We start from the raw sequence: 24,737 nt of genomic DNA on the forward strand, positions 1-24,737 counted from the left end.
TCTAGGGCGTGCGGGCCTCGGCCCAGGCCTGGGCATCCGGGATGTTCATGACGTATTCCGCGTCGATATAGTGCGACGAGAGCATGAAATCCGCGCTGGCTGCGTTGCAGGCCACCGGCACGTTCCAAAGCGCGGCCAAACGCAGCAGCGCTTTGACATCCGGGTCGTGGGGCTGGGGCGCGAAGGGGTCCCAAAAAAAGATCAGAATATCCAGGCGCTGCTCGGCGATGCGCGCGCCAATCTGCTGATCGCCCCCGAGCGGCCCACTCATCAATCCTTCGACCTCGAGCCCCAGTGCGCTCTTTAGCCGACCGGCGGTGGTGCCGGTGCCAAGTAACGTATGCGCGCCAAGCGTTTGTTGCCAGCGCGCCGCCCACTCCAAAAGCTCGCTTTTTTTGCCGTCGTGAGCAATCAGCGCGATCCGCTTTTTGTTAGCAAGCGTCCGCGTGGTCTGGCGGGGTGGGCGGGCATCGTTCATGGCGTGTTCTCTTGTTATGGCTTATCGATAGCGCCTTGCGGGCGCACGGGCTCGTTTATTCGGCGTCCACCGCCAACACTTTCAGGGTATTGGTGCCGCCGTGGGCGTTCATGTGATCGCCCCGAGTGAGAATGACATGTTCCCCCGGGCCCGCCAATCCGTGCGCCTTGAGAAGTTCGACGGCTTTCTGATTGACCTCGGTGGCGGCCATGTCGGTGGTATCGAAGGGAATCGAGACCACGCCGCGGTAAAGCGCCATGCGCCGTTGGGCGATCGGGCTATGGGCAAGCCCCACGATCGGAAGCCCCGATCGAATGCGCGAGGCGATCAAGGGGGTATAGCCGGTAGCGGTCATGCAGGCGATGGCGCGCACGCCGGTCAAGTGGTTGGCGGCGTACATCGCCGACAGCGCTATGGTTTCGTCGATACGCTCGAACCCTTCGTGAATCCGGTGGCCCGAGGACTGCGCGATCCGTTCGCGCTCGGCGCCCAGGCAGACCCGGTCCATGGCTTCGATGGTTTCCACCGGGTAGTCGCCAGCGGCGGTTTCTGCCGAGAGCATCACCGCGTCGGTGGCGTCCAGTACCGCGTTGGCCACGTCGAACACCTCGGCCCTTGTGGGCAAGGGCGATTCGATCATCGACTCCATCATCTGGGTGGCGGTGATCACTGCCCGGTTGTGCGAGCGGGCATGCTTGATGATGCGCTTTTGCGTACCGATCAATGCTTCGTCGCCGATCTCCACGCCCAAATCGCCCCGGGCGACCATGACCGCCTCACTGGCGTCGATGATACCGTCGAGGGTTTCATCGGTGGCGACCGCCTCGGCGCGTTCGAGCTTGGCGACCAGGCCGATCTCCTTACCTGCCTCGCCCAGAAGCTTGCGGGCTTCCTGCATGTCCGCGGCGCTTCGCGGAAACGACACCGCCAGGTAGTCCACGCCGATCTCGACCGCGGTCTTGAGATCTTCCCGGTCCTTGTCGGTCAGCGCCGGGGCGGAGAGCCCGCCGCCCTGTTTGTTGATGCCCTTGTTGTTGGAGAGCTTGCCGCCCACGTGTACTTTGGTGTGTACCTCTTGGCCTTGAATGCCGGTCACGTCGAGCACCACGCGGCCATCGTCGAGCAGTAACCGATCACCGGGGGCGACGTCGTCGATCAGTGCCTTGTAATCACAGCCCACCCGCTCGGCGCTGCCGCTCTGGCTATCCAGCGCCATGTCCAGAATGAACGCGTCACCAACCTTTAGGTTCACCGGGCCGTCGGCGAAGCGGGCGATGCGAATCTTCGGGCCCTGCAAATCGCCAAGCGCGGCAACGCTGCGGTTCAGGCGTGCGGCGATCTCGCGTACCGCCTCTAAACGGCGCTGGTGATCCTCTTTGGAGCCGTGGGAGAAGTTGAGCCGCACCACATCGACTCCCGCCTCGAGCATCTTTTCGAGCACCCCAGGGCGGTCGCTGGCCGGTCCCAGCGTTGCCACGATTTTGGTGCGGCGTAGGGGCGTGTAGGACACATTGCTGCTCATGGAGCGTCTCCTTTATCGACTAAATAGCATTGCGGTTGGCAAACGGGTGTCGGACCACAATTAATGATTGGACCAAGATAGCGTTTTTATAGTAATTTTACTACATATTAGGCTTAACGCCGCTTGAAAGCGCTATAACTGGCCTTTAATTGATTTAAATACGTTTTTTTACCTCTTTTTTGTAATTTTTTTACTGATTTTCTGTTTTTGTAACACGTTTTGTAATAGCGTTTGACGACAGTTAGCAACGACTTCACTACCAGCCAAACGAGGTGCCCTGTGAGCATTAAGATTGCGATTAATGGCTTTGGCCGCATCGGCCGTAACGTACTGCGCGCGCTTTATGAAAACGGCTACCGCGACCGCTTCGAAGTCGTGGCCATCAACGACCTGGGTGAAGCGTCACTCAACGCCCACCTGCTGCGCCACGACACGGTTCACGGCCACTTTCCCTTCGCCGTCGAACACGACGACGAGAGTATTACCGTGGACGGCGACCGCATTGCGATCTCCTCCGAGCGCGACCCGGCAAACCTTCCCTGGAAAGCGCTGGGCGTCGACCTGGTCATGGAGTGCACGGGCCTTTTCTCCAAGCGCGACGCCGCCGCCAAGCACATCGAAGCCGGCGCTGGGCGCGTGTTGATCTCCGCGCCGAGCCCGGACGCGGATGCCACGATCGTGTTTGGGGTGAACGACGATATCCTGACCGCCGAGCACAAGGTGGTCTCCAACGCCTCTTGCACCACCAACTGCTTGGCGCCGGTGGCCAAGGCGTTGAACGACGCCGTCGGTATCGAAAACGGCCTGATGACCACCGTTCACGCCTACACCAACGACCAGAATCTATCGGATGTGTACCACTCGGACCCCTACCGGGCGCGCAGTGCCACGCACTCCATGATTCCGACCAAAACCGGGGCCGCCGCCGCCGTGGGTCTGGTGCTGCCCGAGCTCGACGGCAAGTTCGACGGCCTGGCCGTGCGCGTGCCGGTGATCAACGTATCCCTGGTGGATCTGACCTTCACCGCCTCGCGCGATACCACCAAGAAAGAGATCAACGAAGCGGTGCAAAAAGCCGCGGCGAATTCCAAAGTGCTGGCCGTCAACGAGCAGCCGCTGGTCTCGATCGACTTCAACCACGATGCGAACTCCTCGACCTTTGACGCCAACCACACGCGTGTCAACGGCCGCTTGGTCAAGATCATGGCCTGGTACGATAACGAGTGGGGCTTCTCCAACCGTATGCTGGACACCGCACTCGCCATGCAAAAAGCCGCGCAGTAACGCTTAAGCGCAAGGCCGGTGCTGTAAAAGTGGCCGGTGTTGTAAAAAAGGGCGGGGCGCCATTGGCGCCTCGCCCTTTTTTCGTTCATGCACAACCGGGTTCGCCTGAGCGCGGGATGCTGGTTAAAGCGTGATCCGGTAGCGTGCAAAGCCGTTGTCGCCATCCCCCGCGGGTTCGATTTGCGTGGTCTGCGCCACGTCGGCCAGGTAGTGCTCTGCCCCGGGGCCGGTTTCGAACAGCGCCGTGGTGCCGGGCATCGGTTTGAATGCCCAGTTGAAGTCCGCCGCCGGGTCGACCGTTCCCTGCTCGACGATATAGCGCACGATGATGTCGCGGTTGGTGTCCGGGCCCACGAAAATGACCGCCTCCGAGTCGATACCCGGGAAGTTACCGCCACCCCCGGCCCGGTAGTTGTTGGTGGCCACGACGAACATTTGCGCCGGGTCGATCGGCGCGCCTTCGAACTCCAGGTCGACGATGCGGTGGGCCTCGGGGTGGGCAAGCTCGCCTTCTGCGGTGTAGCGGGCAGGCTGTGCCAGGTCGATGCGATAATTCACGCCGTCGATCACATCGAAGTTGTACGACGGGAAGCGCGTATCGAGAAGCGGCGCGTCCTCGGCGCCTTCATTGACCTGATGGAACATGCCCGCCGACATCTCGAGCCACTCGCGCACCTGGGCGCCGCTGACCGCCACGGCGCGAATGGTGTTGGGGTAAAGATATAAATCCGCCACGTGCTTGATGGCGATGTCCCCCGCCGGCACGTCGGTGTAGTAGTCGGGGCCGCCTCGGCCGCCGGTTTTGAAGGGGGCGGCGGCGGAAAGCACCGGCAGCCCCGCGTACTCGCCGCCCTTGAGCATCTCTTCGATGTACCAGATCTGGGCATTGGCGACGAGCTGCACCGAGGGGTCGTCGGCGACCAGCGCAAAGTAGGAGTGTAGCGGGGCCGCGCTGCGCCCGACCGGCGTGCGTACGTAGTCGAGGGTGGCCTGGTGGTCGTCGCTCACCGCGCTAGTCACTGCTGCGCTTGAGGCCACGTTAGGTATCACGTCGCGGTCTTCGTCGCGGTGATAGATCGGGCGCGCCTCAGTGGTGAAGTCGACGATTCGCCAGCGCCCGCCGTCGCGTTCGAGCAGTAAATCGATCAGCCCCATGTGCGAACCCCAAAACCCCGCCATGACCGCCGGCTTGCCCATCAGCGTTCCCCGCGCCGGGTCGACCCCGGCGATGCCCTCGAAATCATTGGGGCCGGGAAAGACCAGATGCTGATGGCCGGTGAAAAGGGCATCGATACCGTCGACCCCGGCAAGATACAGCGCAGCGTTCTCCATCCGCTCGGTTTGGCCCGCGCCTTCGATGCCGGAGTGGGCGAGTGCCACGATAATGTCCGCACCTTCCTCTTTCATTACCGGCACCCAGGCCCGGGCCGCCTCGACGATGTCGCGGGTATTGGCGCGACCTTCGAGGTGCTTTTCGTCCCACGTCATGACCTGGGGCGGCACGAAGCCAATGAAGCCGACCTTGACGCTGCTGCTTTGGCCGGCGCCATCGGTGATCGTTTTCTCCTTGATCAGGTAGGGGCGCAGGAAAAGATCGTCGTTGCGCGGGTTGGCCGCCAGCGCGCCCTTGGTCAGGTTGGCGCAAACAAAAGGAAAGTTGGCGCCGTTCAACACCTTGAACATGAAGTCCAGGCCGTAGTTGAACTCGTGATTGCCCAGGGTTGCGATGTCGTAGCCCAACACGTTCATCGCGTTGATGACCGGGTGGCGGTCGCCTTCGCGCATGCCGCGCTCATAGGCGATGTAGTCGCCCATCGGGTTGCCCTGAAGAAAGTCGCCGTTATCGATCAGCATCGCATTGGTGGACTCCGCCCGCACCGCGTCGATGAGCGACGCGGTGCGGGCCAGGCCCATGGTGTCGTTGGGCCGGTCGGCGTAGTAATCATAAGGCAGCACGTTGACGTGGATGTCGGTGGTTTCCATCAGCCGAAGGTGTGCCTGGCGGGGCGAGGCGTGCGCTGCAAAGGGGTGTAGCAGGATCAGCGACGACGACGCGGCCAAACCGCCCAGAAACGTACGGCGCGAAAGGGCATTAAGGTCGATACTCGAAGGCATACAGGGCTCCCAAGGCAGAGTGAGTAGTAGTGGCCGCCTTTATCCTACGGCGTTGATATGACATCTGTTGGACGGCGATAGGGCTTTTAACGATTAAGACGCTGTTTTGACTATAAAAGAGAACACGACAAGAGGGGTAGAGCGGGGTGCGCTAAAATTTTTTTCAAAAAAAGTGCATCCAAAACGAAGGCTCGCGTGTATCCCCTATACAGCCGCAAAGAACGAGGCGGTTGATAATAACCTTTAAGGAGACTGAAATGAGTATTCAACATCTAACGCGTGCTACTTTAGCTACTGCCCTGATTGCATCCTTCAGTCACGCTGCTCTGGCGGATACGCCAGAGGACGTCCAGGTACCGGACGGCCACACCGTTGCGCTCGAAACCGTCGGTGTAGGCGCGATCAAATACATGTGTGAAACCAACGATTCCGGCGACGTCGAGTGGGTATTCAAGGGCCCGAGTGCGGCGCTCAACGACGGCGAAGGCGCCCAGGTCGGCAGCTACTACGGCCCGCCCGCCACTTGGGAGGCGATGGACGGCTCCAAAGTGACCGGTACCCAGCTTGCTACCGCCGATAACGGCGATGACAACATTCCGCTTCAGCTGGTCGAAGCCAACCCGGCTGAAGGCGAAGGCGCCATGACCGACGTAAGCTACATTCAGCGTCTGAACACCGAAGGCGGTGTAGCGCCGGATATGGCCTGCGATAGCGACCACGAAGGCGCCACGGCCATCGTCACTTATCAGGCCGACTACATCTTCTGGACCGCCGAATAAGTCCAACCCTGCCCGTTATCGGGGCAGGGATTTCTTTGCCTCATTAAAATTAAGGGCTCGTTTCGCGGGCCCTTACTCGTTATGCTCTATCTCAGCGCACAAGGGAATGAACCGGCGCGTTTCGAGGGAGCAAAAGTGTGGCTGAAAAAAACCATGAATTCGACTATGCCGACACGTTAGTGCGCTGCGCCCGCGGTGAGCACGACGCACTTCATTCGCTATACCGTGAGGAAGGGCCGCGCATTCTTGGCGTGGTGTATCGAATCGTCAAGGACCGGGGCATGGCGGAAGATATCGTGCATGACGCTTTTTTGAATATCTGGCAGCGCGCCGCTACCTTCGACCCCGAAAAAGGCACCGCCCGCACCTGGATTTTCAGCATTGCCCGCCATCTGGCACTCAACGCCATTCGTCAGCGCGAAAGAGTGACGGACGACGCTTTCGATGCGGACAGTGTTGAGCAAGAGGATACCCGACGCCCGGAAGGCCAGACCCTGGACGCCTTCGACTGGCAAACCGGCCAGCGAATGGACGAATGTTTAAAGGAGCTTGAAGCCGAACGTCGCAACTGCGTGCTTCAAGCCTATGTCGATGGCTTGAGCCATGCAGAAATCGCCGCACATACGGGCGCGCCGCTGGGCACCGTCAAAGCCTGGATCAAGCGAAGCCTGGTGCGCCTACGGGAGTGTCTGGCATGACAGCGCCCAACGACCAGGATGACAAGCAGGCGGTGGCGGGCGAGTACGTTCTGGGCACGCTCTCGTTTGACGAGCGCCAGGCGTTCGAAGCACGCCTTGAAAACGACCCTGAACTGCAGCAAATCGTGCGCGACTGGGAGGAGCGCTTCTTCCCCTACAACGCGCTCACCGAGGCGCTAACCCCCAGCGAATTGCTATGGCCGCGCATTCAGCGAAGCCTGAATGCGCGCCGCGAGGCGTCTACTAACGCGGCGAAAGCGCGACCGGGGCTCTGGCAGCGTGTGGCGCTTTGGCGCGCTGCAACGGGGGCGGGGGTTGCCGCGGCGGTATTAATGGCGGCGCTTCTGCTGTTAAAGCCCTCAGCCCCAACCACGCCAGAGTACATGGTGGTACTGCTCGCCCCGCAGAATCAATCCGCCGGCTGGGTGGTGCAGGCCGCCAACCGGCGCCAGATCGAGCTGATCCCGCTGGGCGCTTTCGAGGTGCCCGAAGGCAAGGCGCTGGAGTTTTGGACCAAGGCCGACGACTGGCAGGCGCCGGTGTCGCTTGGCCTGGTCGAACCCGGCGAGCCGATACGCCTGGACCTGGACCAGTTGCCTCCGCTCGAGGACAATCAGCTTTTCGAGCTGACCATGGAAGACGCCACCGGCTCGCCCACGGGGCTACCTACCGGGCCCATCGAGTACATCGGTCGCGCGGTGGAAATCTAGCGCAGTCACTGTCGGCCAACGCCTAGAAAAAGCTCAAGCCGACCTGGAACATCCGCTCGACGTCACGGATCCGGCGCTTGTCGATCACGAACAAAATCACGTGATCGCCGCTTTCCACCACCGCGTCACCGTGGGCGATGATGACCTCCTTGCCGCGCACCATCGCGCCGATGGTGGTGCCCTCGGGCAGGTCGATATCGCGCACCGCCCGGCCCACCACTTTGGAAGACTGCTTGTCGCCGTGGGCGATCGCCTCGATCGCCTCCGCCGCACCCCGGCGCAGGGAGTGCACGTTGACGATGTCGCCCCGGCGCACGTGGGTCAAAAGGCTCCCGATGGTCGCCTGCTGCGGCGAGATCGCGATGTCGATCTCGCCGCCCTGGACCAGATCCACGTAGGCGGCGTTGTTGATCAGCGTGAGCACCTTCCTGGCACCCATACGCTTGGCCAAAAGCGACGACATGATGTTGACCTCGTCGTCGTTGGTCAACGCGCAAAATATATCGCAATCCTCGATGTTCTCCTCTTCCAAAAGCCGCTTGCTGGTGGCGCTGCCGTGCAGTACTACGGTGCGATCCAACCGCTCCGACAGGTTCGTACAGCGTTCGAGACTGTGCTCGATGATCTTGACCTGGTGGCTATGCTCCAGGTGCTCGGCCAGGCGCTCGCCGATGTTGCCGCCGCCGGCGATGACGACCCGGCGAGAGCCGCGCTCGACCCGCCTGAGCTCGCTCATCACCGCGCGAATGTCGCGCCGGGCGGCGAGGAAGAACACCTCGTCGTCGGCCTCGATGATCGTATCGCCCCGCGGGATGATCGGCCGGTTGCGCCGGTAGATCGCCGCCACGCGGGTATCCACGTTGGGCATATGGCGACCCAAAAACGCCAGGTCCTGGCCCACCAGCGGCCCGCCGTGAAACGCCCGCACCGCCACCAGTTGCAAAAGCCCGCCGGCGAACTCCAGCACCTGAAGGGCGCCGGGGTGTTCGATCAAGCGGCGCACGTGGTCGGTGACCACCTGTTCGGGGCTGATCAAGACGTCGATGGGGATGGCTTCGTGGGCGAATAGCCCCTTGCGGGTCAGATAGGGCGTGGCGCGTACCCGGGCGATCTTGGTCGGCGTACGAAAAAGCGTATGCGCGACCTGGCAGGCGATCATGTTGACTTCGTCGGAGTTGGTCACCGCGATCAGCATGTCCGCGTCTTCGCAGCCCGCCTGGCGCAGCACGATGGGGTAGGAGCCGGCGCCGGTAACGGTGCGAATATCGAGCCTGGTGTGTAGTTCCCTGAGCTTGGCCGCGTCCGTATCGACCACGGTGATATCGTTCTCTTCGCGGGCGAGGTGTTCGGCCAGCGTGCCGCCGACCTGGCCGGCGCCAAGAATGATGATTTTCATGAGTGTCTCTCCTCGAGGGCGGGCTCGCCGCATAGCCGATAGCCTATGCCGGGTTCGGTTTGCAGCAGGTAAGGCGTTTGCGGGTTGTCGCCGAGCTTTTGGCGCAGCCGGCTGATGACGATGCGCAGGTAGTGGGTGTCGTGCTGGTGAGTAGCGCCCCAGACCTGGCGCAGCAGCGTGGTTTGGGTCACCACGCGCCCAGGCTGGCCTACCAGCAGCGCCAGTACCGCAAACTCCTTACGCGTGAGCGACACCGCCTGCCCGTCCAGGGTTATTTGGTGGCCGGCGATATCGATACACAGCGCGCCGTGTCGATACACCGTGGTGGCGACGCTCGAAGCGGGCCGGCGCAGCAGCGCGCGAATCCTCGCCAGCAGCTCCTCGATGCCGAAGGGCTTGGTGACGTAGTCGTTGGCGCCGTTATCCAGGGCGCGCACTTTTTCGGCCTCGTGGCCCCGCGCCGACACGACGATGACCGCCACGTCACTGTGGCGACGAATCGTGCTCAGCACCTGCTGGCCGTCCATATCCGGAAGGCCAAGATCGAGCAGTATCAGATCGATCTTGGTGGACACGCTCAAGGCGGTGAGCACGGCGTCGATCGCCTGGGCGCCGGTGGCCGCTTCGCTCACGCTAAACTCCTGGGAGCTCAGGCTGATGCGCAGAAACTGACGAATCCCGCGCTCGTCGTCCACGATCAGCACGTGTTTAGGGTCATTCATCGTGAGGCGCCGGTTTAAAAGAGTGAAGCGGCAGCGAGATGACCATGCGCGTCCCCGTGTGGTGAGGGGCACTCTGCGCGTACACCTGGCCGCCGTGGGCGCCTACCATGCCCTTACAAATCGCAAGCCCCAGGCCGCTGCCGTGCAGGCTGCAGTCGCCGCCGGTGTAGAACATGTCGAACACTCGCTCGCGCATCGCCGGTGCAATCCCCGGCCCCTGGTCGGTAATCGCGATGGTCAGCGTCTTTCGATCGCGGCTCGGCGCGGCGCTTATCCAGATCTCGCCACCGGCCGGCGAGAAGCGCGCGGCGTTTTCCAGCACGTTGATCAGCGCCTGCTCGATCAGCGCCGGATGGACATACAAAAGCGGCAGGCTTCCCGCTTGCCACTGCTGGGTGAGCGTTAAATCGCTCAGCGCGGCGGTCAGGCGCTTGCGCGCCGAGGTGATCAGGTCATCGAGTGATACCCAGTCGCGCTCGATCTTGAGTTCACCGTGGCCAAGCCGGGTCATGTCCAACAGGTTTTGAATGTAGCGCTCCAGCCGCTCGCTTTCGCCCAGCACGCTATCGAGCAGTGTTTGGCGGTCGGCGGGACTTAGCTGGGCGTCCAGCGAGCGCAGCGAGCTGGCGGCGCCGATAATCGAGGCAAGCGGGGTGCGCAGGTCGTGAGATACCGACGCCAGCAGTGCCGAGCGCATCCGCTCCTGGTCTTCCGCCAGACGCGATGCGTTAAGCGCCAGCATACGTTGTCGGCTTTTACCCGCCACGTTGCCGACCACCAGGGCGATCAGTAGAAAAAAGCACAGCGTTAAAAACTGTTCGCGCTCGGCGACCAGCAGCGAAAAGCGCGGCAAGGTGAAAAAGAAGTTAAAGGTGATAAAGCCGATCAGCGCGCTGATCAGCGCAGCGTAGCTGCTGGCGAGTACCGCGCAGACAAGCACCGCGGTGAGAAACACCAGCGACAGGTTGGCAAGCGCAAGCCAGGTATAAAGTGCCCAGCTCGAAAGCATGGCAAAGGCGTTGCTTAACAGCACGCAGCCCATCTCGCGGCGGTTGGGTAAGCGCAGGCTGGATAGCATGGAGCGGCTTTTGATCATCAACGTCGCCAAAACATCGGGGTGAACAGTACGATCACGGTAAGAATTTCCAGCCGCCCCAGCAGCATGCCGATACACAAAAGCCATTTGGCCGCATCCGGCAGGGTGTAGAAGTTGCCCGCCGGGCCAATCACATCGCCAAGGCCCGGGCCTACGTTGGCCACCGCCGTGGCCGCCCCGGTAATGGATGTGACCAAATCAAGGCCGAGGGCGGAAAGCAACAGCGCGAGCGTGGCAATGGTGATCAAAAAGAAAAACGAGAATGCCACCACACTTCGCGAAATCTCGCTGGTTACCGGCTGCTGATTATAGCGCGTGGTGAATACACCGTTGGCGTGAATCAGGTACCTGAGCTGGTTACGCAGCATCATCAGCGCGATCTGAAACCGAAACATTTTCATCCCTCCGCTGGTCGAGCCGCTGCAGCCGCCCATGAAGGTCAGGTAGAAAAACGCCGTGACGGGCAGGCTGCCCCAAAGCGTGTAATCGTCCGAGGCGTAGCCGGTGGTGGTCACCACCGAGATCACATTGAACGTAACGTGGGTGAGCGAGGCAAACCAGGGGTCGCCGTGAAGCGTGCGCCAAAGGCTTAAAAGTACGATGGTCGCCAGCAGTAGCTTCAAGAGACCGCGCACCTGACGGTCGTGCCAAAGCGCGCCAGGCGCGCCGCTTAAAAAACGAATATACAGCACGAAGGGCAACGCGCCACACAGCATGAAAAAACTTGCCAGCCACAAAAGCCAGGGCATTTGCGCGTAGGCGCCGAAGGAGGCATCCGAGTTGGCAAAGCCGCCGGTGGCAAGCGAGGTCATGGCGTGAACGACGGCGTCGATGGGGGGCATGCCTGCGAACCAGTAGCTCGTCATGGCCAGAAATGTCAGGCCCACGTAAATGCCAAGCGTAGCCTTGGCGATGCCGCCGGTGCGCGGCATGACCTTCTCCGACCAGTCCGAGGACTCGGTATGAAAAAGGCGCATGCCGCCGACTTTCAAAAAGGGCAGAATCGCGATGCCCATGACGATGATGCCAATGCCGCCCAGCCACTGCATGAGGCCGCGCCAAAGCTTGAGGCCATCGGATAAGTGCTCGATGCCCACCATGACCGTGGAGCCGGTGGTGGTAATCGCCGAGACCGACTCGAAGATAGCGTTGGTCACGCTCATTTGCGGGGCGCCCAATATGAGCGGAAGGCTTGCAAAGGCGCTCACGCTTACCCAGCTGGCCACGGTTAGCACAAACATCTGCCAGGGTTTAAGCTCGATAGGGATGCCCCGGGTGGCCGCCAGGCCAAGGCCCGCGGGTAGGGTGACGAGCAGCACCGCCAGCAGGAAGGCCTGGGCGTCCGGGTCATTTTCCCAAAGCAGTACGCAAAGCGGCAGCAGCATGAACAGCGCCAAAATCATCCAGATCACCGCGAGAATTCTGATGACCGGCCCCCATTGGCGGCTAACGTCGCGCTGCTTCAATACGCTTATCGTGGCAGGGAGCATGGTCGTCTCGTCTTGTGGTGCAGGATGCGCTTATCTCATCATGGGCTGGTATAAAAAATCCGTAAAAAGTCGTGGTTCTTTTTTATACTGAGCGTTGCCATACGGTGCCACGCGCGGTATTCAGGGGTGGCGGGTAAAAAATTTTCGTTAGGTAGTAAAATTACATAATTTATTGCGTATCATGGCCGCCATCGGATAGATTTTAGGTAATTCAACAACGTTGAGCGGCCTCTGGATCAAGGAGTCACGATGAGCCAGCCCCAATCCCCTTTAGGCGATCCGAACCATGCGATCGACCTGGCGCTTTTTGGTGCGCTGGGAGACCTTGCCACGCGCAAGCTCTTTTTAGCCCTTTATCATCTGGACCGCGAAGGGCTGATGCCCGAGGCCACGCGTATTCTGGGGCTTGCCCGGCAAGAGCACGACACCGACGGCTTTCGCGAGCTGGTTTTGGAGGCGCTTCAAAAACGTCTCAAGGACGACGAGCAGGACCCGCAAAGCCTCGAGCGCTTTCTGAACCGGCTCGAATACCTGCAGCTCGATTTTAAAAGCGTGGAAGGTTATAGCGCGATCAAGGCCTGGCGCGAAGGCGCGAACCGCCCCATGGTGGTGTATCTCTCCGTGGCGGCGCGTATCTATGGCGATATCTGCCATAACCTTTCAGAGAGCGAAAGTCTCGACGACGACACCCGCGTGGTGGTGGAAAAGCCCATCGGCTACGACCTGGCGTCCTCCAAAGAGGTCAACGATGCTATCGGCGCGGTGTTCCCGGAAGAGCGCGTCTACCGTATCGATCACTACCTGGGTAAGGAGACGGTGCAGAACCTGATTGCGCTGCGCTTTGCCAATCCGCTGTTCGGCACCCAGTGGAATCAAAACCACATTTCGCATGTGGAGATCACCGTGGCCGAAAAGGTCGGCATCGAAGGGCGCTGGGGCTACTTCGACGACGCCGGCCAGCTCCGCGACATGGTGCAAAACCACCTGCTCCAGCTTTTATGTCTGATCGCCATGGACCCGCCGTCGAATCTGGACGCCGACGCCATCCGCGATGAAAAAGTGAAAGTGCTCAAGGCGCTCAAACCCTTCACCGGCGAGGCGCTGGGGCGCGACGTGGTACGCGGGCAATATATCAGCGGCACCAGCGACGGCCAGTCGGTGCCGGGCTACCTGGACGAAGAGGGCGCCAACACCGACAGCCACACCGAAACCTTCGTGGCCATGAAAACCGAAGTGAGCAACTGGCGCTGGGCCGGCGTGCCGTTCTACCTGCGCACCGGCAAACGCATGCCGGAGAAGCTCTCGCAAATCGTCATTCACTTTCGCCAGCAGCCGCACTACATTTTCGACCCGGACCAGCGCGACATCGCCTCCAACAAGCTGATCATTCGCCTGCAGCCGGAAGAGGGCATCGCGCTACAAGTGCTGACCAAGGACAGCGGCCTGGATAAAGGCATGCGCCTGCGCCAGGGCCCGCTGCACCTGGATTTCAACAGCGCCTTTCCGAAGTCGCGTATTCCGGATGCCTACGAGCGGCTGCTGCTGGAAGTCATGAAAGGTCAGCAGTATCTGTTCGTGCGCCGGGATGAAGTCGAGTTCGCCTGGCGCTGGTGTGACCAGCTGATCGACGGCTGGAAAACCCGCGAAACGCCGCCCCGGCGCTACCCCGCTGGTTCCTGGGGGCCGGTGGCATCCATTGCCATGATTACCCAGGATGGCCGCAGCTGGTACGAGGACTACTAGGATGAGCAACGTACGCAACGCCTTGGCCGAGCAACTGGCCGAAGCGGTTTTTCAGGCGCTCGAAAGCGACCTGGTCCAGCAGGAAAAGGTGCTGCTGGTGGTATCCGGCGGCTCCACCCCGGTGCCTTTCTTCAAAGCACTGGCGGCCAAACCGCTGCCCTGGCAGCGCGTACAGGTGACGCTTGCCGACGAGCGCTGGGTTGACGCCCAAAGCAGTGACAGCAACGCCAAACTCGTGCGCGAAAACCTGCTGGTGGGTGAGGCGGCCAACGCCGACTTCATCCCCTTGACCGCTAGCGCCGAGACGCCGGAGCAGGGCGTGGAAGACGTCGCGCGGCGTACTGAAGCGCTTGCCTGGCCGGCAAGCGTGGTCATTCTGGGAATGGGCAGCGACGGCCACACCGCCTCGCTTTTCCCCGATAGCCCGGAGCTTGGTCTGGCGCTTGCCACCGACGAGGCACTGGTGGCCGTGCGCACGCCAAGCCAGCCCCAGCCGCGCATCACGTTCAGCGCGAACCGCCTGCACCAGGCGCGCCGCCACTTTCTGCATATTACCGGCGATGACAAGCGCGCCGTACTCGGCAGCGCCTTGGGCGGCGACGACGTTCGTACGCTCCCTATCCGCGCCTTCTTGAGCTGCCCCCTGGCCATTTACTGGGCCCCTTAGGGTTTTACTTAAGCGCCACCCATCAGTTACCTGGAGAAACACCACAATGACGATCGATAAACAGCTCCCCTCCAGCCGCACCGCAGAACTCGACAGTATTTGCTTGAAAGCCGAAGTCATACCGGTCATCACCATCGACCGGCTGGAAGACGCCGTACCCATGGGCCGCGCGCTGATCGAAGGCGGTATCAACGTGCTGGAAGTGACGCTACGCACCGACTGCGCGCTGGAGGCCATCAAGCGCATGAAGAAAGAGCTGACCGGCGCCAGCATCGGCGTGGGTACCGTGCTCACCCCCGCCCAGTACCGCCAGGCCGAAGAGGTCGGCGCGGATTTCGTGGTCACGCCCGGCACGACCGAGGCGCTCTACCGCTATGGCGTCGAAAGCCCGGTGCCCATGCTGCCCGGCGTTTCCACCGTGTCCGAACTAATGACCGGCTGGCAGTACGGCTACCGGCGCTTCAAGTTCTTCCCCGCGGAATCCAGCGGCGGCTCCAAAGCGATCAAGGCGATTGGTGGGCCGCTGGGGGATGCACGTTTCTGCCCGACCGGCGGCATCACCCTGGATAACGCAGACGAGTATTTGAAGCTGCCCAACGTCATGTGCGTGGGCGGCAGCTGGCTTACGCCCAAGGCCATGGTCGACGCCGAAGATTGGGACGGCATCAAAAAGCTCGCCCAGGAAGCCGCGGAGCGCTTCCACCACTAAGCGTTCGCCATTTAAAGCAAGACCCTCAAGCCCAGGCCGCTCGTTGGCCTGGGCTTTTTGTGGGCACGGGGGCTGAAAAATCGGGTAATAGTGCCTAGCGTGCTACTACCAAAGGTGGATTACCCAGCCGGGGCGCGGCGATTAAAATGAGCGTTTTAATTGTCTGACATATCCGCGCGCTATCGAGGCGCGTGCAACCCGGAGGCGAGCATGCACCTGCTGACCCTGGCGTCCTTCCTGTTTTTTACAGGTTTGGTCGCGCTTGTTACCTGGCGGATTACCCGCCGCGACGATCACTCCAGCACCAGCGGCTATTTTCTGGCCGGGCGTAGCCTGACCTTCCCGCTGATTGCCGGTTCGCTGTTGATGACCAACCTCTCCACCGAGCAGATGGTCGGCCTCAACGGGTCGGCTTTCGCCGACGGCCTGAGCGTCATGGCCTGGGAAGTGGTGGCGGTCATCGCCCTGGTGGCGCTGGCGCTGTTCTTCTTGCCGCGCTTTTTGAAAAGCGGCATCGCCACGCTCCCTCAGCTTTTGGAGATTCGCTTCGATAAAACCACCCAGCTGATCACCAACGTGATCTTTTTGATTGCCTACGCGGTGATTTTGCTGCCGATCATTCTCTACTCCGGTGCCATCGGTTTGCAGGGTATGCTCGACCTTCAAGGGTTGACCGGTATCGACTCCTCGACGACGCTTTTGTGGCTCACCGTATGGATCGTCGGCATCATTGGCGCAATTTACGCTCTGTTTGGGGGCTTGCGTACCGTTGCGGTGTCGGACACGCTGAACGGCGCGGGGCTTTTGATCGGCGGCTTCGTCATCGTCTACTTCGGCCTGCAGGCGGTCAGCGACGGCACCGGGGTGATGGAAGGCTGGAGCATTCTCAAGGAGTCCAACCCCGAGCAGTTCAACTCCATCGGCGGCGACGAGCAGCAGGTGCCGTTTTTCACGCTGTTCACCGGCGTTTTCCTGATCAATCTTTTCTACTGGAGCACCAACCAGCAGATCATCCAGCGCACCTTCGCTGCCAAGAACCTGGCGGAAGGCCAAAAAGGCGTGCTGCTCACCGGCTTTTTCAAACTGCTCGGCCCGCTGTATCTCGTGCTGCCCGGCATCATCGCCTATCACCTTTACTTCGATGACGGCGTGCGCGCCGACGAGGCCTACGGCCACCTGGTCTTCAACGTGTTGCCGCCGTACCTTACGGGCTTTTTCGCCGCGGTGATGGTCGGTGCGATTCTCTCGTCGTTCAACTCGGCATTGAACAGTACCACCACGATTTTCAGCCTGGGCATCTACAAGGGCGTGCTGAATCCGGACGCGAACGAAGAGCAGGTGGTGAAATCCGGCAAGGTATTCGGCTGGATCATGGCGATACTCACCATGATCATCGCGCCGCTGCTCGCAGGCCAGGAGAGCCTGTTCGGCTACCTGCAGAAGATGAACGCCATCTACTTCATCCCGATTCTGGCGGTGGTCATCGTCGGGCTTCTCACCAAGCGTGTACCGCCTATGGCCGCCAAGATCGCCCTGGTCGGCGGCTGCTTGATGATCTCTGCAGGCTACTTCGTGCCGCCGTTCACGCTGCTGCCTGAAGTGATGCACGAGTTCCACTTCGTGGCCCTGGTGTTCGCGCTGCTGGTGGTCATGATGCTGGTCATCGGCAAGCTGCGCCCCCGGGAAACCGACTGGGTACAGCAGGACACGGGGGATGTCGACCTCACCCCCTGGAAAGGCGCGGTGCCCGTCGGCGTGGTGCTGGTGATCCTGGTGATCGTGATGTACATAAGCTTTGCTGGTTAAATAACTTTCTATAGTTTTTAGGTTTTATAGAACTTGGTTAGTTTGGCATCTATATTGTCTGTGAACGCTCGCTGCATTGTAGCGGGCGTTCTGTATTTCATAAGTTAGGTTCGGTTATGGCTTTTGATTGAGTCGTTGATCATGTAGCGTGCCTGGTTCAGTGTTTCAAAATTCACCGATTTTTCTTGGCTATAATGGATATAGGTTTTAAGAGCATTTAACAGTTGAGTCGCATTTTGATCCGCCTGTACCAGCTTTAAGGAATTTGACTTGGCCGATGATTGAGGATAAGTAAATGACACAAGCTGGCGGGCCAGCTGCGATAAATGGCTTTCTTTACCAGATTCTCCATCACTTGGCATGGATTACGGAAGTCTCGCTCTCCGGCACTATAGACGGAGAGCTAATCGATGATGCTCGTCTGGTTCTTGAGCCACGCAATGGTGGTGACGCACGAGCTGAGGCGACTAGCCTATATCTCGTCGAGCAGTACAAATCACGTAAAAATGGTACATGGTCCGTCAATGATATCGTCTCTGTCCTCGCTGATCTGCGAAAGTCGATACCCGCCCAACATCCAGCTTATGCACGTTATCGATTTGTCACTGATGGTCAGGAAGGCCGTTTAGAGCCTTTAAGACTGTTTCTCACTGATGTTGAGTCAGCAGTGGTACCTGATGATCTAGATCGGTTAATAAAAAGGAAATTTAGCTCTAGGCTAATCTGTACAAATAGCGAATTCTTCGACCATATTGTTGTGGCTAGCCGCGCAATTAGAAAACTACGGGAGGGCGATGAGCGGATACAAGTATTTCATCTACTTCAGCACCTGCAGCTAGAGTTTGAATCGGATAGCACTAAACAGGCTTATGCTGTAGATAAATTGCTGCGCCGATATGCTCCTAATCTGGGAGATGAAAGCGGCATACGAGAGCGGCTTGTAGGTATTCTTGTTGAGAAATTAAGTAAGGGGGAAGCAAAGCTTGATCGCCAAGAGATAAACGATATGTTTCGCAAGGTAGGGCTCAATCCAGAGAGGATGGTTCGTCTTGAACAACTAGCTGAAACGATGGGCGAGCGGACTCGCAATCGTCTTGATCGTATGGGTTATCGCCCTGAGTGTGATGTGCGGAACCCACCGGATTGGCCAGATAATAAGCCCGTTCTTTTGATCGCTGGCACAAGCGGTATGGGAAAAACTTGGCAACTGGGGCGGCTTCTGGAGACTCTGGCGCAAAGCCGGGAGATAGTTACTCTCGTACCTTCTAACAGCGCTTCTGAAACAGTGCTGAAGGATGCAGCGCAGGATATCTGGCAAACCGGGCTCGACGAAACATCTGAGAAATCACTTGTTGCGGTTGCGCGATTCCTTTGCGAGCTTGTGCCAAACGCCAAGGCTCGAAAGGTCACGATCGCCGTGGATGACGTTCAAGATGTGGATGTTGCGCGCGCTTTGATTCGACAGGATTGGGACGATTTGGGCATGCGTCTTGTTATGACCTTACCGCTTAATGTGGCTCAAGCGATAAAGTTGTCCGACAGCGAGTATACCTACCTTCATCCTGTCGTTGATTTTTCTACCGAAGAGCTCAATCGATTGTTACTTCAGAACGATCGTAGCTGGCTAGAACTCCCTCCCGACCTAAAGAGGCTTCTACGCATTCCAATTTTGGCCGGTCTTTATCTCAAGCTTCCTTATAGCTCTATACAACGTGCCCCGCGAAGTGAGTATGAAATCTTTGAATACTTTTGGACGCGAATAGCTTTAAAAGGAGTGTCCAGTGATGCCGGCATTGTGCTCGCGCTTGCTAGTTCATATATCGGAGGGGAGTCTTATCCGCTTCCCCGCCATAGATGGAATGAAATCGGCCTGATCGATGGGAATCATACACAGCTGGAAGCGACGGGGTGGCTTCGAACTACAGATGAAGGCGAGGTTGTATTCGCGCATGACCGTTTGCTGAATTGGGCTGTTGCAAAAGAGCTTGTTCGCAAGTATCAGCGCAAAGAGCTTAGCGAGGCAAAGCTTGGCGAATTTTTTTCAGGTGGTATTAATGAAGACCAGCCTCGGTGGCGTCGCCTCAAGTATATGCCTATGGATACAATCTGGCTACTCGGAGAAAGCAATCAATACGCCAAATTGCTGAGCGCGATCATCGTACAAATGGAACAAAGCCGTGAGTTCGGAAGTTATGGAAAAGAGCTCTACACACAACTTCTGCCGACATTAGGTCAGCGTGCGGTTTCGATTCTTCTTTATCGTTTGAATTCTGTAGTTACTGAAAATTATAAAGATAGGGATTACCGCGCAGGGTTAATTGGTCAGTCTTTGGCTATTCTATCTCGACAAGATCATGTCAATCTATCTGAGACGACCTCATTACTGCTTAGATCTAATTTATGGAGTTACCAAAAAGTTGCGATAGAGGTACTAACAGAGGTGCCGGTTGCTGCCAAGCTCGATAGGCTTTGGGAAATTCACCAACACTGCGTCATTGCATTGGAAGAAAGCAAAAATAGCGAAGGTTATAAAGCCAGTATGGGGGCTCTGCGTTCCGGTGTGGCCCTTAACCCAGAATGGTTGCGGCGACGTATTCTTTCTATTGATCCTTCCAAGGAGTCAGTATGGGATTTAGGGTATCTGCTAAATAGCCTTGAACATCCTGATGCACTGGCTATTTGGAGTGAGACAGGAGATCAATTAGTTGAAAAGATGCCTGCGAGTAAGCCGCGAAGTCTCCTCTATTGCATTACAAGATTTAACGATCGAGACAAAATTGATTTCGTTATAAACCATCTGTCAAAACAGCAAGACTTTGCCAGTGGAGCAGCGCTTAATGCGCTTTCCGTTCTCAATCCAAGCGCCGCAATTGATCGGCTTGAGGAGGTCAGTGAAGCAGAGCGTTACTACACTCGAAATCTATGGCTACCTGGTTTGCTTCATGCTGAGCCGGAAGTATCGCGTCATCGCTTACTCGCGCTAGCTAAAGCTCAGCCCAAAGGCCACCACGTTATTGAAATACTTTTTGGTGAACGGCCGGATGAAATTAACGAAGAAATGTTGCGGTTTGTGCTGAGCACCCTTGAAAAAAACTTGTTGGAAAATCTCGATGCGATCAACGCGGGAGATGTGCGCAGGCTTGATCGACCGCTAAAGTTTTTGGCGAGTATTACGCGCCCGGATCTTCTTGCCATCATAATGTCGCAGAAAGGTCGCGAGCTGGAGCGAATGTTAACTATCGTTAGTCGCAGCCGGTTGATGGGCAATAGCAGGGCGCAAGATGATATTCTTGAAAGTGCTCGACGTCTCCTAATCCTGTTTGGTGGTGAAGGGATCACTGCGCTAGTTAGACATGAGCTGGAGTCGGAGCATTACTGGGTACGTTATGGCGGTTTAAATTGGGCTTTTGTACGTCAAGATTCTGAAATTATTGAGAGATTGGCAGCTATCGCCCGCCGGCCAATTCCAAGAGATGCTATTGGGAAATTTGAAGCGGAGCCATATAGCGATTTCTATAAAGCGGTAAGTGGGCTGTCGGCATTAGGTGCTGATGCCCATTTAGTCGATGCTGTTTTTGAAATCGGAATACCTGAAGTGCCACTCGAACTTGTTCTCCTTCGGTTGCATCAAGGGCCAATGCTGACTGCTCTTATGAAAAGAGCTATTTTGATTATGGAAGACAGAGCCGCAGTAGAAGATGAGCTTTGTATTGCTTTGATTATTGCCTGGATAAGCAATAATAAAGAACTCATACCCACAGTTCGCGAAGTATTGATAGGAGCTATTCCTACCAGTCGCTTAGCAGTATATCTCTGTATTACGCTCAGTGAGCTTGGTGATAAATCTGAAGAATTTGCTCAATTTGCCTTTCAGGTAGCACAAACGGAAGAGAATCTTCGCTGGGGTATTGATGCTCTTGCAAGCTTAGGCGATTGTGGTGCTAAATTAATGTTGGAGTGGTTAAAAAACCAGAACGGAATTTTATGGAGCCGCTATGAGATTTTTGTTATTCGTATGCTCTATAGACTTCCTGAGACACGAGATCAAGCCATAGTAGCTGCAGTAAGAGCCTGCGAGCAGGTTAGCAATTTCGATGAAATTCCTTATGACATAGCAGCTGAAGCTAATGATCCGGAGCTGCGGGATAAAATTCTAGATGAGGCGTTTTCCGAAGCCTCTTTTGTAGTCACAAGACCACTAAAAGCTATTGAAGGATTAGCCAAATTTAATATGGCGCGCGCTGTTGATGCAATTGAGTTGGCTTTCCAAGCCCACCCAAAGATTGAGCGAGAGTTGGCGAGGCTGCTCGTTCGCCTCGCACCAGATGTAGCAGCCGAGAAGCTGATTAATGCGGCTGTTATGATTGAGCGGGAATCGATTAGAAGTGCTGTTGGACGAGCTCTGCGACAGCTCGACCCTGCAATAATTGCCCCGCTGTTTGCCGAGCGTGTAAAGGGTACAGCTTCCGAGAGAAAGGTCATCGCTGAATTAGCTGCTTGGTTGCCACTTCCTCAAATTAATAACGTTCTTGTTGGGCTTGCTGACCAAGATAGCGCTAGCGAAGTTAGGCATTCGGCACTGCAGGCGCTCGAATACCATCGTAAGGAAGTAGGCCTGAGAGCACTGCTAGAGGATTTTAAAACTGCAGATTATGACAAGCGATGGAGTCTGCTAACGGCCATCCTGAATGGTGCAGACGCTCATTTGTTAAAGAGCCGTGATGACCCACTTTGGTTGGGCAACATACTAACGGACGAGCTCCCATTTATATTTGAACACCATGCTAATAATGTATTGGAGCAAAGAATTCAGCAAGGAAAGTAGTAGCAGAAGCTAGTCCGAACATACCGCTTCTAGGCCTTACACCGAATCGTGTGAACATGGTCAGCAGCTTAAATGAAGAAGACTCCGGTATGCTAAGTTGTTATTCATGTTAATCGCGTAATTAAAACCGTAACGACCAAGTCGGCGATCAATTGTGCTGTAAGGTCATTCAAATAATGGATGCACAATCAAGAGAAGCTTCGTGATTGCGAGGCTTCTCTTTTCTGGCTAAGCCAGACGTAGCGGTAGTTCGGCTAGACCTTTAATGGCGGTCTCGACTACATGGAGCGAGCCAGCGGTGGGCTCTTGGGCCAATTGATCTTCATTCAATCCCTCTTTCGCTGTAGTGATATAGAGCGTTTCGAGCGCCACACCGCCGAAGGCGGGGCAAGAGGGCTGGTCGACGGGAAGGGTGATGTCGGCGACGATTTGGCCGTGCTTGTCCAGGCGCACGACCTTGCCCGCGCCCCAAAGCGCAAGCCACATCAGGCCTTCTTCGTCGATCACTGCGCCGTCAGGGTTGCCTGGGCTTTGGGAGAAATCCGCGAAGGGTGTGGGCTCGCCGATGGGAAAGCCTTCATCATCCAACGCCCAGCGCATCACCACGCCGGTGGGCGTGTCGGCGAAGTAGGCCGTATCGCCTTCCGGGGAAAAACAGATCGCGTTGGGGATGGTGAGTCCTTTGCGAAGGGTGTGGAGCTTGCCGCGGTGCAGGCGGTAGAGGCTGCCCGCACCGGGTTCGGCGTTTTTGCCCATGGTGGAAAGCCATAGGCTGCCGTGGCGGTCGACCCGGGCGTCGTTGCTGCGGGTCACCGGGTTGTCCGCTTCGAAATCGCAAAACGGCGTTTGGGTCCTGGAGGCCGGGTCGAACAGCGTCAGGCGGTTTTCGCCAACCAGCAGTAGCCGGCCGTCTTCGGTCGGCGCGGCGCAGGAGACCATGCGTTCCAGAGCCACGCTTTCGTGGATGGCCGTTTCGGGCTCCAGCCAGTGAAGCGTGTGGCCGAGGATATCGCACCAGTAAAGACGTCCGCTTGCCGCCTGCCACTGAGGGCCTTCGCCCAGCTCGCAGCGGCAGTCGACGGCAAGCCTGGCGGGGATCGAATCAATCATGCTCACCTCCTGCCGCTTGCCAGGCGCTGACCAGCGCGACGGCCTGGCGGGCCACCTGCTCGGCGCTCTGTTCGGGTTTGTAGAGCGCACTGCCCAGGCCCGCACCATCGATGCCCCCAAGGCGCCACTCCCCGAAGTTCTCCTCGCCGATGCCGCCCACCGCGTACAGCAGCGTGCCCGGGGGCAGCACCGCGCGCACCGCTTTCATACCCGCGATGCCGACCTGCACGGCGGGGAAGAGCTTCAAGCCCGTGGCGCCGGCGTCCAAGGCGTCGAACGCCTCAGACGGGGTGACGATGCCCGGCCAGCTCTGCATTTCGAGCCGGGCGGTTTCTTCGATGACCGCCGGTCGGCAGTTGGGCGAGACGATCAAGCGCCCGCCAGCGGCGTGCACATCCCGCACCTGTTGGGGGGTGAGCACCGTGCCCGCGCCGATCAGCGCCTGGTTGCCGAAATGCTCGGCCAGGTACGCGATGCTGGCAAGCGGCTTTGGCGAGTTCAGCGGCACCTCGATGCGGGTGATACCCGCGTCGATCAACGCCTGGGCGATAGAACCCACTTCGGCGGGGGTTACGCCGCGTAAAATGCCGATCAAGGGCAGCGTCATGGCAATCTCCTGTTCAAGCGGTCAGCGAGCGGCGGGCCAGGCTCAGGCCCTTGATCACCGCGGTGTCGCCGTCAAAAATCTGGTAAGGGCGCTCGATGGCATCGAGCGCCAGGCCGTAGCGCCGGGTCAGCGCCTGGCCGCCGATCAAGGTGACGCTTTCTCCCTCCCGCGTAAGCGCCGCCGCCCCGGCAAGCTCGAGCCCGATCACTAGCCCGGATAGCCTGGCAGCGAGCACGCTTTTACGCCGCACGCCCTGGGGCAGCGATGAATCGAGCAAATCCTGGGCGCGCAACCTGAAAAGCTGGCTGCTAAAGCGCGCCGGGGTTTGGAAGCTTTCGCGCACCGCGTTCTGGAAGGCAGCGTTCGAGGTCTTATCGTTTTCGTCGTCGCCAATGGAGTGGCGCAGTACCGATTGGCGGGCCAGCAGCTCATAAAGCTCGCCGGTGAGAAATGTCGCAAAGCGGGTCAGCGCGCCGTTTTCCAGCCGTGCCCATTTGGCGTGGGTGCCGGGCAGGCAGGCCAGGCCATTGAACTCGGGGGTGTCAGCGACAAGACCGGCAAGCTGGGTCTCCTCGCCGCGCATTACATCGAACCCTTCGCTCGTTTGGCGCTGGCTTACCCCGGGTAATAAGTGAACCTTAAGCGCCTGGTTATCGAGCGGTGGGTGAACCGCCCCCTGGCTTAGCCGGTCAAGCGCTGCGGGCAGGGCCAGGTACGCTGCCTCCCGCCAGCCCTGGCGGGCGCCGGCCATGCCGCACACCAGAACATCCACCTTTTTTTCGGCAAGCCAGGGCGTGACCAGGCGATAAAGCTCGCCTTCGTATTCGTTGCTTGAAAGGGCGAGCATGCCCTTGTCGCTCTTTTCCTGGGCGATCACCTGGTCGTTTTGGTCCATCGCCCAGACGCGCAGATTCGATGAGCCCCAGTCCGCGGCGATCCAGTCGAGTCGTTGGCGAACATGCTGAATATCGTTTTTCACG

At 58.5% G+C, this 24,737-nt stretch carries 19 protein-coding genes; 9 read left to right on the plus strand and 10 right to left on the minus strand.

The annotated features are described in order from the left end of the window. Position 1: 1 nt before the first annotated feature. Positions 2 to 478, minus strand: coding sequence for a methylglyoxal synthase (locus tag ACWFVE_RS06155; RefSeq protein ID WP_447528399.1), 477 nt, complete (start codon positions 476 to 478; stop codon positions 2 to 4). A gap of 55 nt (positions 479 to 533) precedes the next feature. After that, complete coding sequence (gene pyk, locus ACWFVE_RS06160; RefSeq protein ID WP_447528400.1) at positions 534 to 2,000, minus strand: pyruvate kinase; 1,467 nt, start codon at positions 1,998 to 2,000, stop codon at positions 534 to 536. Between the two features lie 279 nt (positions 2,001 to 2,279). On the opposite strand from pyk, the gene gap reads away from it, so the two are divergent. Beyond that, a complete protein-coding gene (gene gap, locus ACWFVE_RS06165; RefSeq protein WP_447528401.1) occupies positions 2,280 to 3,284 on the plus strand; it encodes a type I glyceraldehyde-3-phosphate dehydrogenase in 1,005 nt (334 codons plus the stop codon). 123 nt (positions 3,285 to 3,407) lie between these two features. Here the strand turns inward: gap and ACWFVE_RS06170 are convergent, their stop codons facing one another. Next, positions 3,408 to 5,399: a bifunctional 2',3'-cyclic-nucleotide 2'-phosphodiesterase/3'-nucleotidase gene (locus tag ACWFVE_RS06170; protein WP_447528402.1), complete on the minus strand. Its 1,992-nt coding sequence runs from the start codon at positions 5,397 to 5,399 to the stop codon at positions 3,408 to 3,410. Between the two features lie 257 nt (positions 5,400 to 5,656). Here ACWFVE_RS06170 and ACWFVE_RS06175 point away from each other — a divergent pair, with 257 nt between their 5' ends. The 3 genes from ACWFVE_RS06175 to ACWFVE_RS06185 all read left to right on the plus strand — a co-directional run bounded on the left by ACWFVE_RS06175 (position 5,657) and on the right by ACWFVE_RS06185 (position 7,586). Beyond that, a complete protein-coding gene (locus ACWFVE_RS06175) occupies positions 5,657 to 6,178 on the plus strand; it encodes a DUF3455 domain-containing protein (RefSeq protein ID WP_447528403.1) in 522 nt (173 codons plus the stop codon). 137 nt (positions 6,179 to 6,315) lie between these two features. Then, complete coding sequence (locus tag ACWFVE_RS06180) at positions 6,316 to 6,876, plus strand: sigma-70 family RNA polymerase sigma factor (RefSeq protein WP_447528404.1); 561 nt, start codon at positions 6,316 to 6,318, stop codon at positions 6,874 to 6,876. Continuing rightward, entirely contained in the window at positions 6,873 to 7,586 is a 714-nt protein-coding gene (locus ACWFVE_RS06185; RefSeq protein ID WP_447528405.1) for an anti-sigma factor, read from the plus strand. Before ACWFVE_RS06180 ends, ACWFVE_RS06185 begins: the two co-directional genes overlap by 4 nt. A 22-nt stretch (positions 7,587 to 7,608) precedes the next feature. Here the strand turns inward: ACWFVE_RS06185 and trkA are convergent, their stop codons facing one another. From trkA to ACWFVE_RS06205, 4 genes are read right to left on the minus strand one after another with little or no spacing between them, the layout of a single operon-like run. After that, positions 7,609 to 8,982, minus strand: a complete 1,374-nt coding sequence (gene trkA / locus ACWFVE_RS06190; RefSeq protein WP_447528406.1) for a Trk system potassium transporter TrkA — start codon at positions 8,980 to 8,982, stop codon at positions 7,609 to 7,611. Continuing rightward, the gene (locus ACWFVE_RS06195) at positions 8,979 to 9,704 is read right to left on the minus strand and encodes a response regulator transcription factor (protein ID WP_447528407.1); all 726 of its coding nucleotides are present in this window, start codon (positions 9,702 to 9,704) and stop codon (positions 8,979 to 8,981) included. The genes trkA and ACWFVE_RS06195 overlap by 4 nt, the downstream gene beginning before the upstream one ends. Further along, positions 9,697 to 10,800, minus strand: coding sequence for a sensor histidine kinase (locus tag ACWFVE_RS06200; RefSeq protein WP_447528408.1), 1,104 nt, complete (start codon positions 10,798 to 10,800; stop codon positions 9,697 to 9,699). The genes ACWFVE_RS06195 and ACWFVE_RS06200 overlap by 8 nt, the downstream gene beginning before the upstream one ends. Beyond that, positions 10,800 to 12,290 carry a TrkH family potassium uptake protein gene (locus ACWFVE_RS06205; RefSeq protein WP_447528409.1) on the minus strand — a complete coding sequence of 497 codons (1,491 nt, stop codon included), beginning with the start codon at positions 12,288 to 12,290 and terminating at the stop codon, positions 10,800 to 10,802. The genes ACWFVE_RS06200 and ACWFVE_RS06205 overlap by 1 nt, the downstream gene beginning before the upstream one ends. 249 nt (positions 12,291 to 12,539) lie before the next feature. Here ACWFVE_RS06205 and zwf point away from each other — a divergent pair, with 249 nt between their 5' ends. The 5 genes from zwf to ACWFVE_RS06230 all read left to right on the plus strand — a co-directional run bounded on the left by zwf (position 12,540) and on the right by ACWFVE_RS06230 (position 22,040). After that, a complete protein-coding gene (zwf, locus tag ACWFVE_RS06210) occupies positions 12,540 to 14,033 on the plus strand; it encodes a glucose-6-phosphate dehydrogenase (protein ID WP_447528410.1) in 1,494 nt (497 codons plus the stop codon). A 1-nt stretch (position 14,034) separates the two neighbouring features. After that, on the plus strand, positions 14,035 to 14,700 hold the full coding sequence (gene pgl / locus ACWFVE_RS06215) for a 6-phosphogluconolactonase (protein WP_447528411.1): 666 nt from the start codon (positions 14,035 to 14,037) through the stop codon (positions 14,698 to 14,700). Positions 14,701 to 14,746: 46 nt separating this feature from the next. Continuing rightward, on the plus strand, positions 14,747 to 15,409 hold the full coding sequence (locus tag ACWFVE_RS06220) for a bifunctional 4-hydroxy-2-oxoglutarate aldolase/2-dehydro-3-deoxy-phosphogluconate aldolase (protein ID WP_447528412.1): 663 nt from the start codon (positions 14,747 to 14,749) through the stop codon (positions 15,407 to 15,409). Positions 15,410 to 15,619: 210 nt separating this feature from the next. Further along, a complete protein-coding gene (locus ACWFVE_RS06225) occupies positions 15,620 to 17,215 on the plus strand; it encodes a solute:sodium symporter family transporter (RefSeq protein ID WP_447530505.1) in 1,596 nt (531 codons plus the stop codon). A 295-nt stretch (positions 17,216 to 17,510) separates the two neighbouring features. Further along, positions 17,511 to 22,040, plus strand: a complete 4,530-nt coding sequence (locus tag ACWFVE_RS06230) for a HEAT repeat domain-containing protein (protein WP_447528413.1) — start codon at positions 17,511 to 17,513, stop codon at positions 22,038 to 22,040. A gap of 228 nt (positions 22,041 to 22,268) precedes the next feature. Here ACWFVE_RS06230 and ACWFVE_RS06235 read toward each other — a convergent pair whose 3' ends face one another. Genes ACWFVE_RS06235 through ACWFVE_RS06245 form a run of 3 tightly spaced genes read right to left on the minus strand, consistent with a single transcriptional unit; the run spans position 22,269 to position 24,736 of the window. Next, positions 22,269 to 23,150: an SMP-30/gluconolactonase/LRE family protein gene (locus ACWFVE_RS06235; RefSeq protein ID WP_447528414.1), complete on the minus strand. Its 882-nt coding sequence runs from the start codon at positions 23,148 to 23,150 to the stop codon at positions 22,269 to 22,271. Beyond that, complete coding sequence (locus ACWFVE_RS06240; protein ID WP_447528415.1) at positions 23,143 to 23,757, minus strand: 2-dehydro-3-deoxy-6-phosphogalactonate aldolase; 615 nt, start codon at positions 23,755 to 23,757, stop codon at positions 23,143 to 23,145. Before ACWFVE_RS06240 ends, ACWFVE_RS06235 begins: the two co-directional genes overlap by 8 nt. Before the next feature lie 13 nt (positions 23,758 to 23,770). After that, entirely contained in the window at positions 23,771 to 24,736 is a 966-nt protein-coding gene (locus tag ACWFVE_RS06245; protein ID WP_447528416.1) for a 2-dehydro-3-deoxygalactonokinase, read from the minus strand. Position 24,737: the final 1 nt, after the last annotated feature.

Source organism: Vreelandella mediterranea (assembly GCF_970647075.1).

Coding starts and splice junctions, on each gene's coding strand:
- ACWFVE_RS06185 (WP_447528405.1), top strand. CDS start 6,873: ATGACAGCGCCCAACGACCAGGATGACAAGCAGGCGGTGGCGGGCGAG.
- pgl (WP_447528411.1), top strand. CDS start 14,035: ATGAGCAACGTACGCAACGCCTTGGCCGAGCAACTGGCCGAAGCGGTT.
- ACWFVE_RS06235 (WP_447528414.1), bottom strand. CDS start 23,150: ATGATTGATTCGATCCCCGCCAGGCTTGCCGTCGACTGCCGCTGCGAG.
- ACWFVE_RS06240 (WP_447528415.1), bottom strand. CDS start 23,757: ATGACGCTGCCCTTGATCGGCATTTTACGCGGCGTAACCCCCGCCGAA.
- ACWFVE_RS06195 (WP_447528407.1), bottom strand. CDS start 9,704: ATGAATGACCCTAAACACGTGCTGATCGTGGACGACGAGCGCGGGATT.
- ACWFVE_RS06230 (WP_447528413.1), top strand. CDS start 17,511: ATGACACAAGCTGGCGGGCCAGCTGCGATAAATGGCTTTCTTTACCAG.
- ACWFVE_RS06205 (WP_447528409.1), bottom strand. CDS start 12,290: ATGCTCCCTGCCACGATAAGCGTATTGAAGCAGCGCGACGTTAGCCGC.
- ACWFVE_RS06170 (WP_447528402.1), bottom strand. CDS start 5,399: ATGCCTTCGAGTATCGACCTTAATGCCCTTTCGCGCCGTACGTTTCTG.
- trkA (WP_447528406.1), bottom strand. CDS start 8,982: ATGAAAATCATCATTCTTGGCGCCGGCCAGGTCGGCGGCACGCTGGCC.
- ACWFVE_RS06220 (WP_447528412.1), top strand. CDS start 14,747: ATGACGATCGATAAACAGCTCCCCTCCAGCCGCACCGCAGAACTCGAC.
- ACWFVE_RS06225 (WP_447530505.1), top strand. CDS start 15,620: ATGCACCTGCTGACCCTGGCGTCCTTCCTGTTTTTTACAGGTTTGGTC.
- zwf (WP_447528410.1), top strand. CDS start 12,540: ATGAGCCAGCCCCAATCCCCTTTAGGCGATCCGAACCATGCGATCGAC.
- ACWFVE_RS06175 (WP_447528403.1), top strand. CDS start 5,657: ATGAGTATTCAACATCTAACGCGTGCTACTTTAGCTACTGCCCTGATT.
- ACWFVE_RS06200 (WP_447528408.1), bottom strand. CDS start 10,800: ATGATCAAAAGCCGCTCCATGCTATCCAGCCTGCGCTTACCCAACCGC.
- ACWFVE_RS06155 (WP_447528399.1), bottom strand. CDS start 478: ATGAACGATGCCCGCCCACCCCGCCAGACCACGCGGACGCTTGCTAAC.
- pyk (WP_447528400.1), bottom strand. CDS start 2,000: ATGAGCAGCAATGTGTCCTACACGCCCCTACGCCGCACCAAAATCGTG.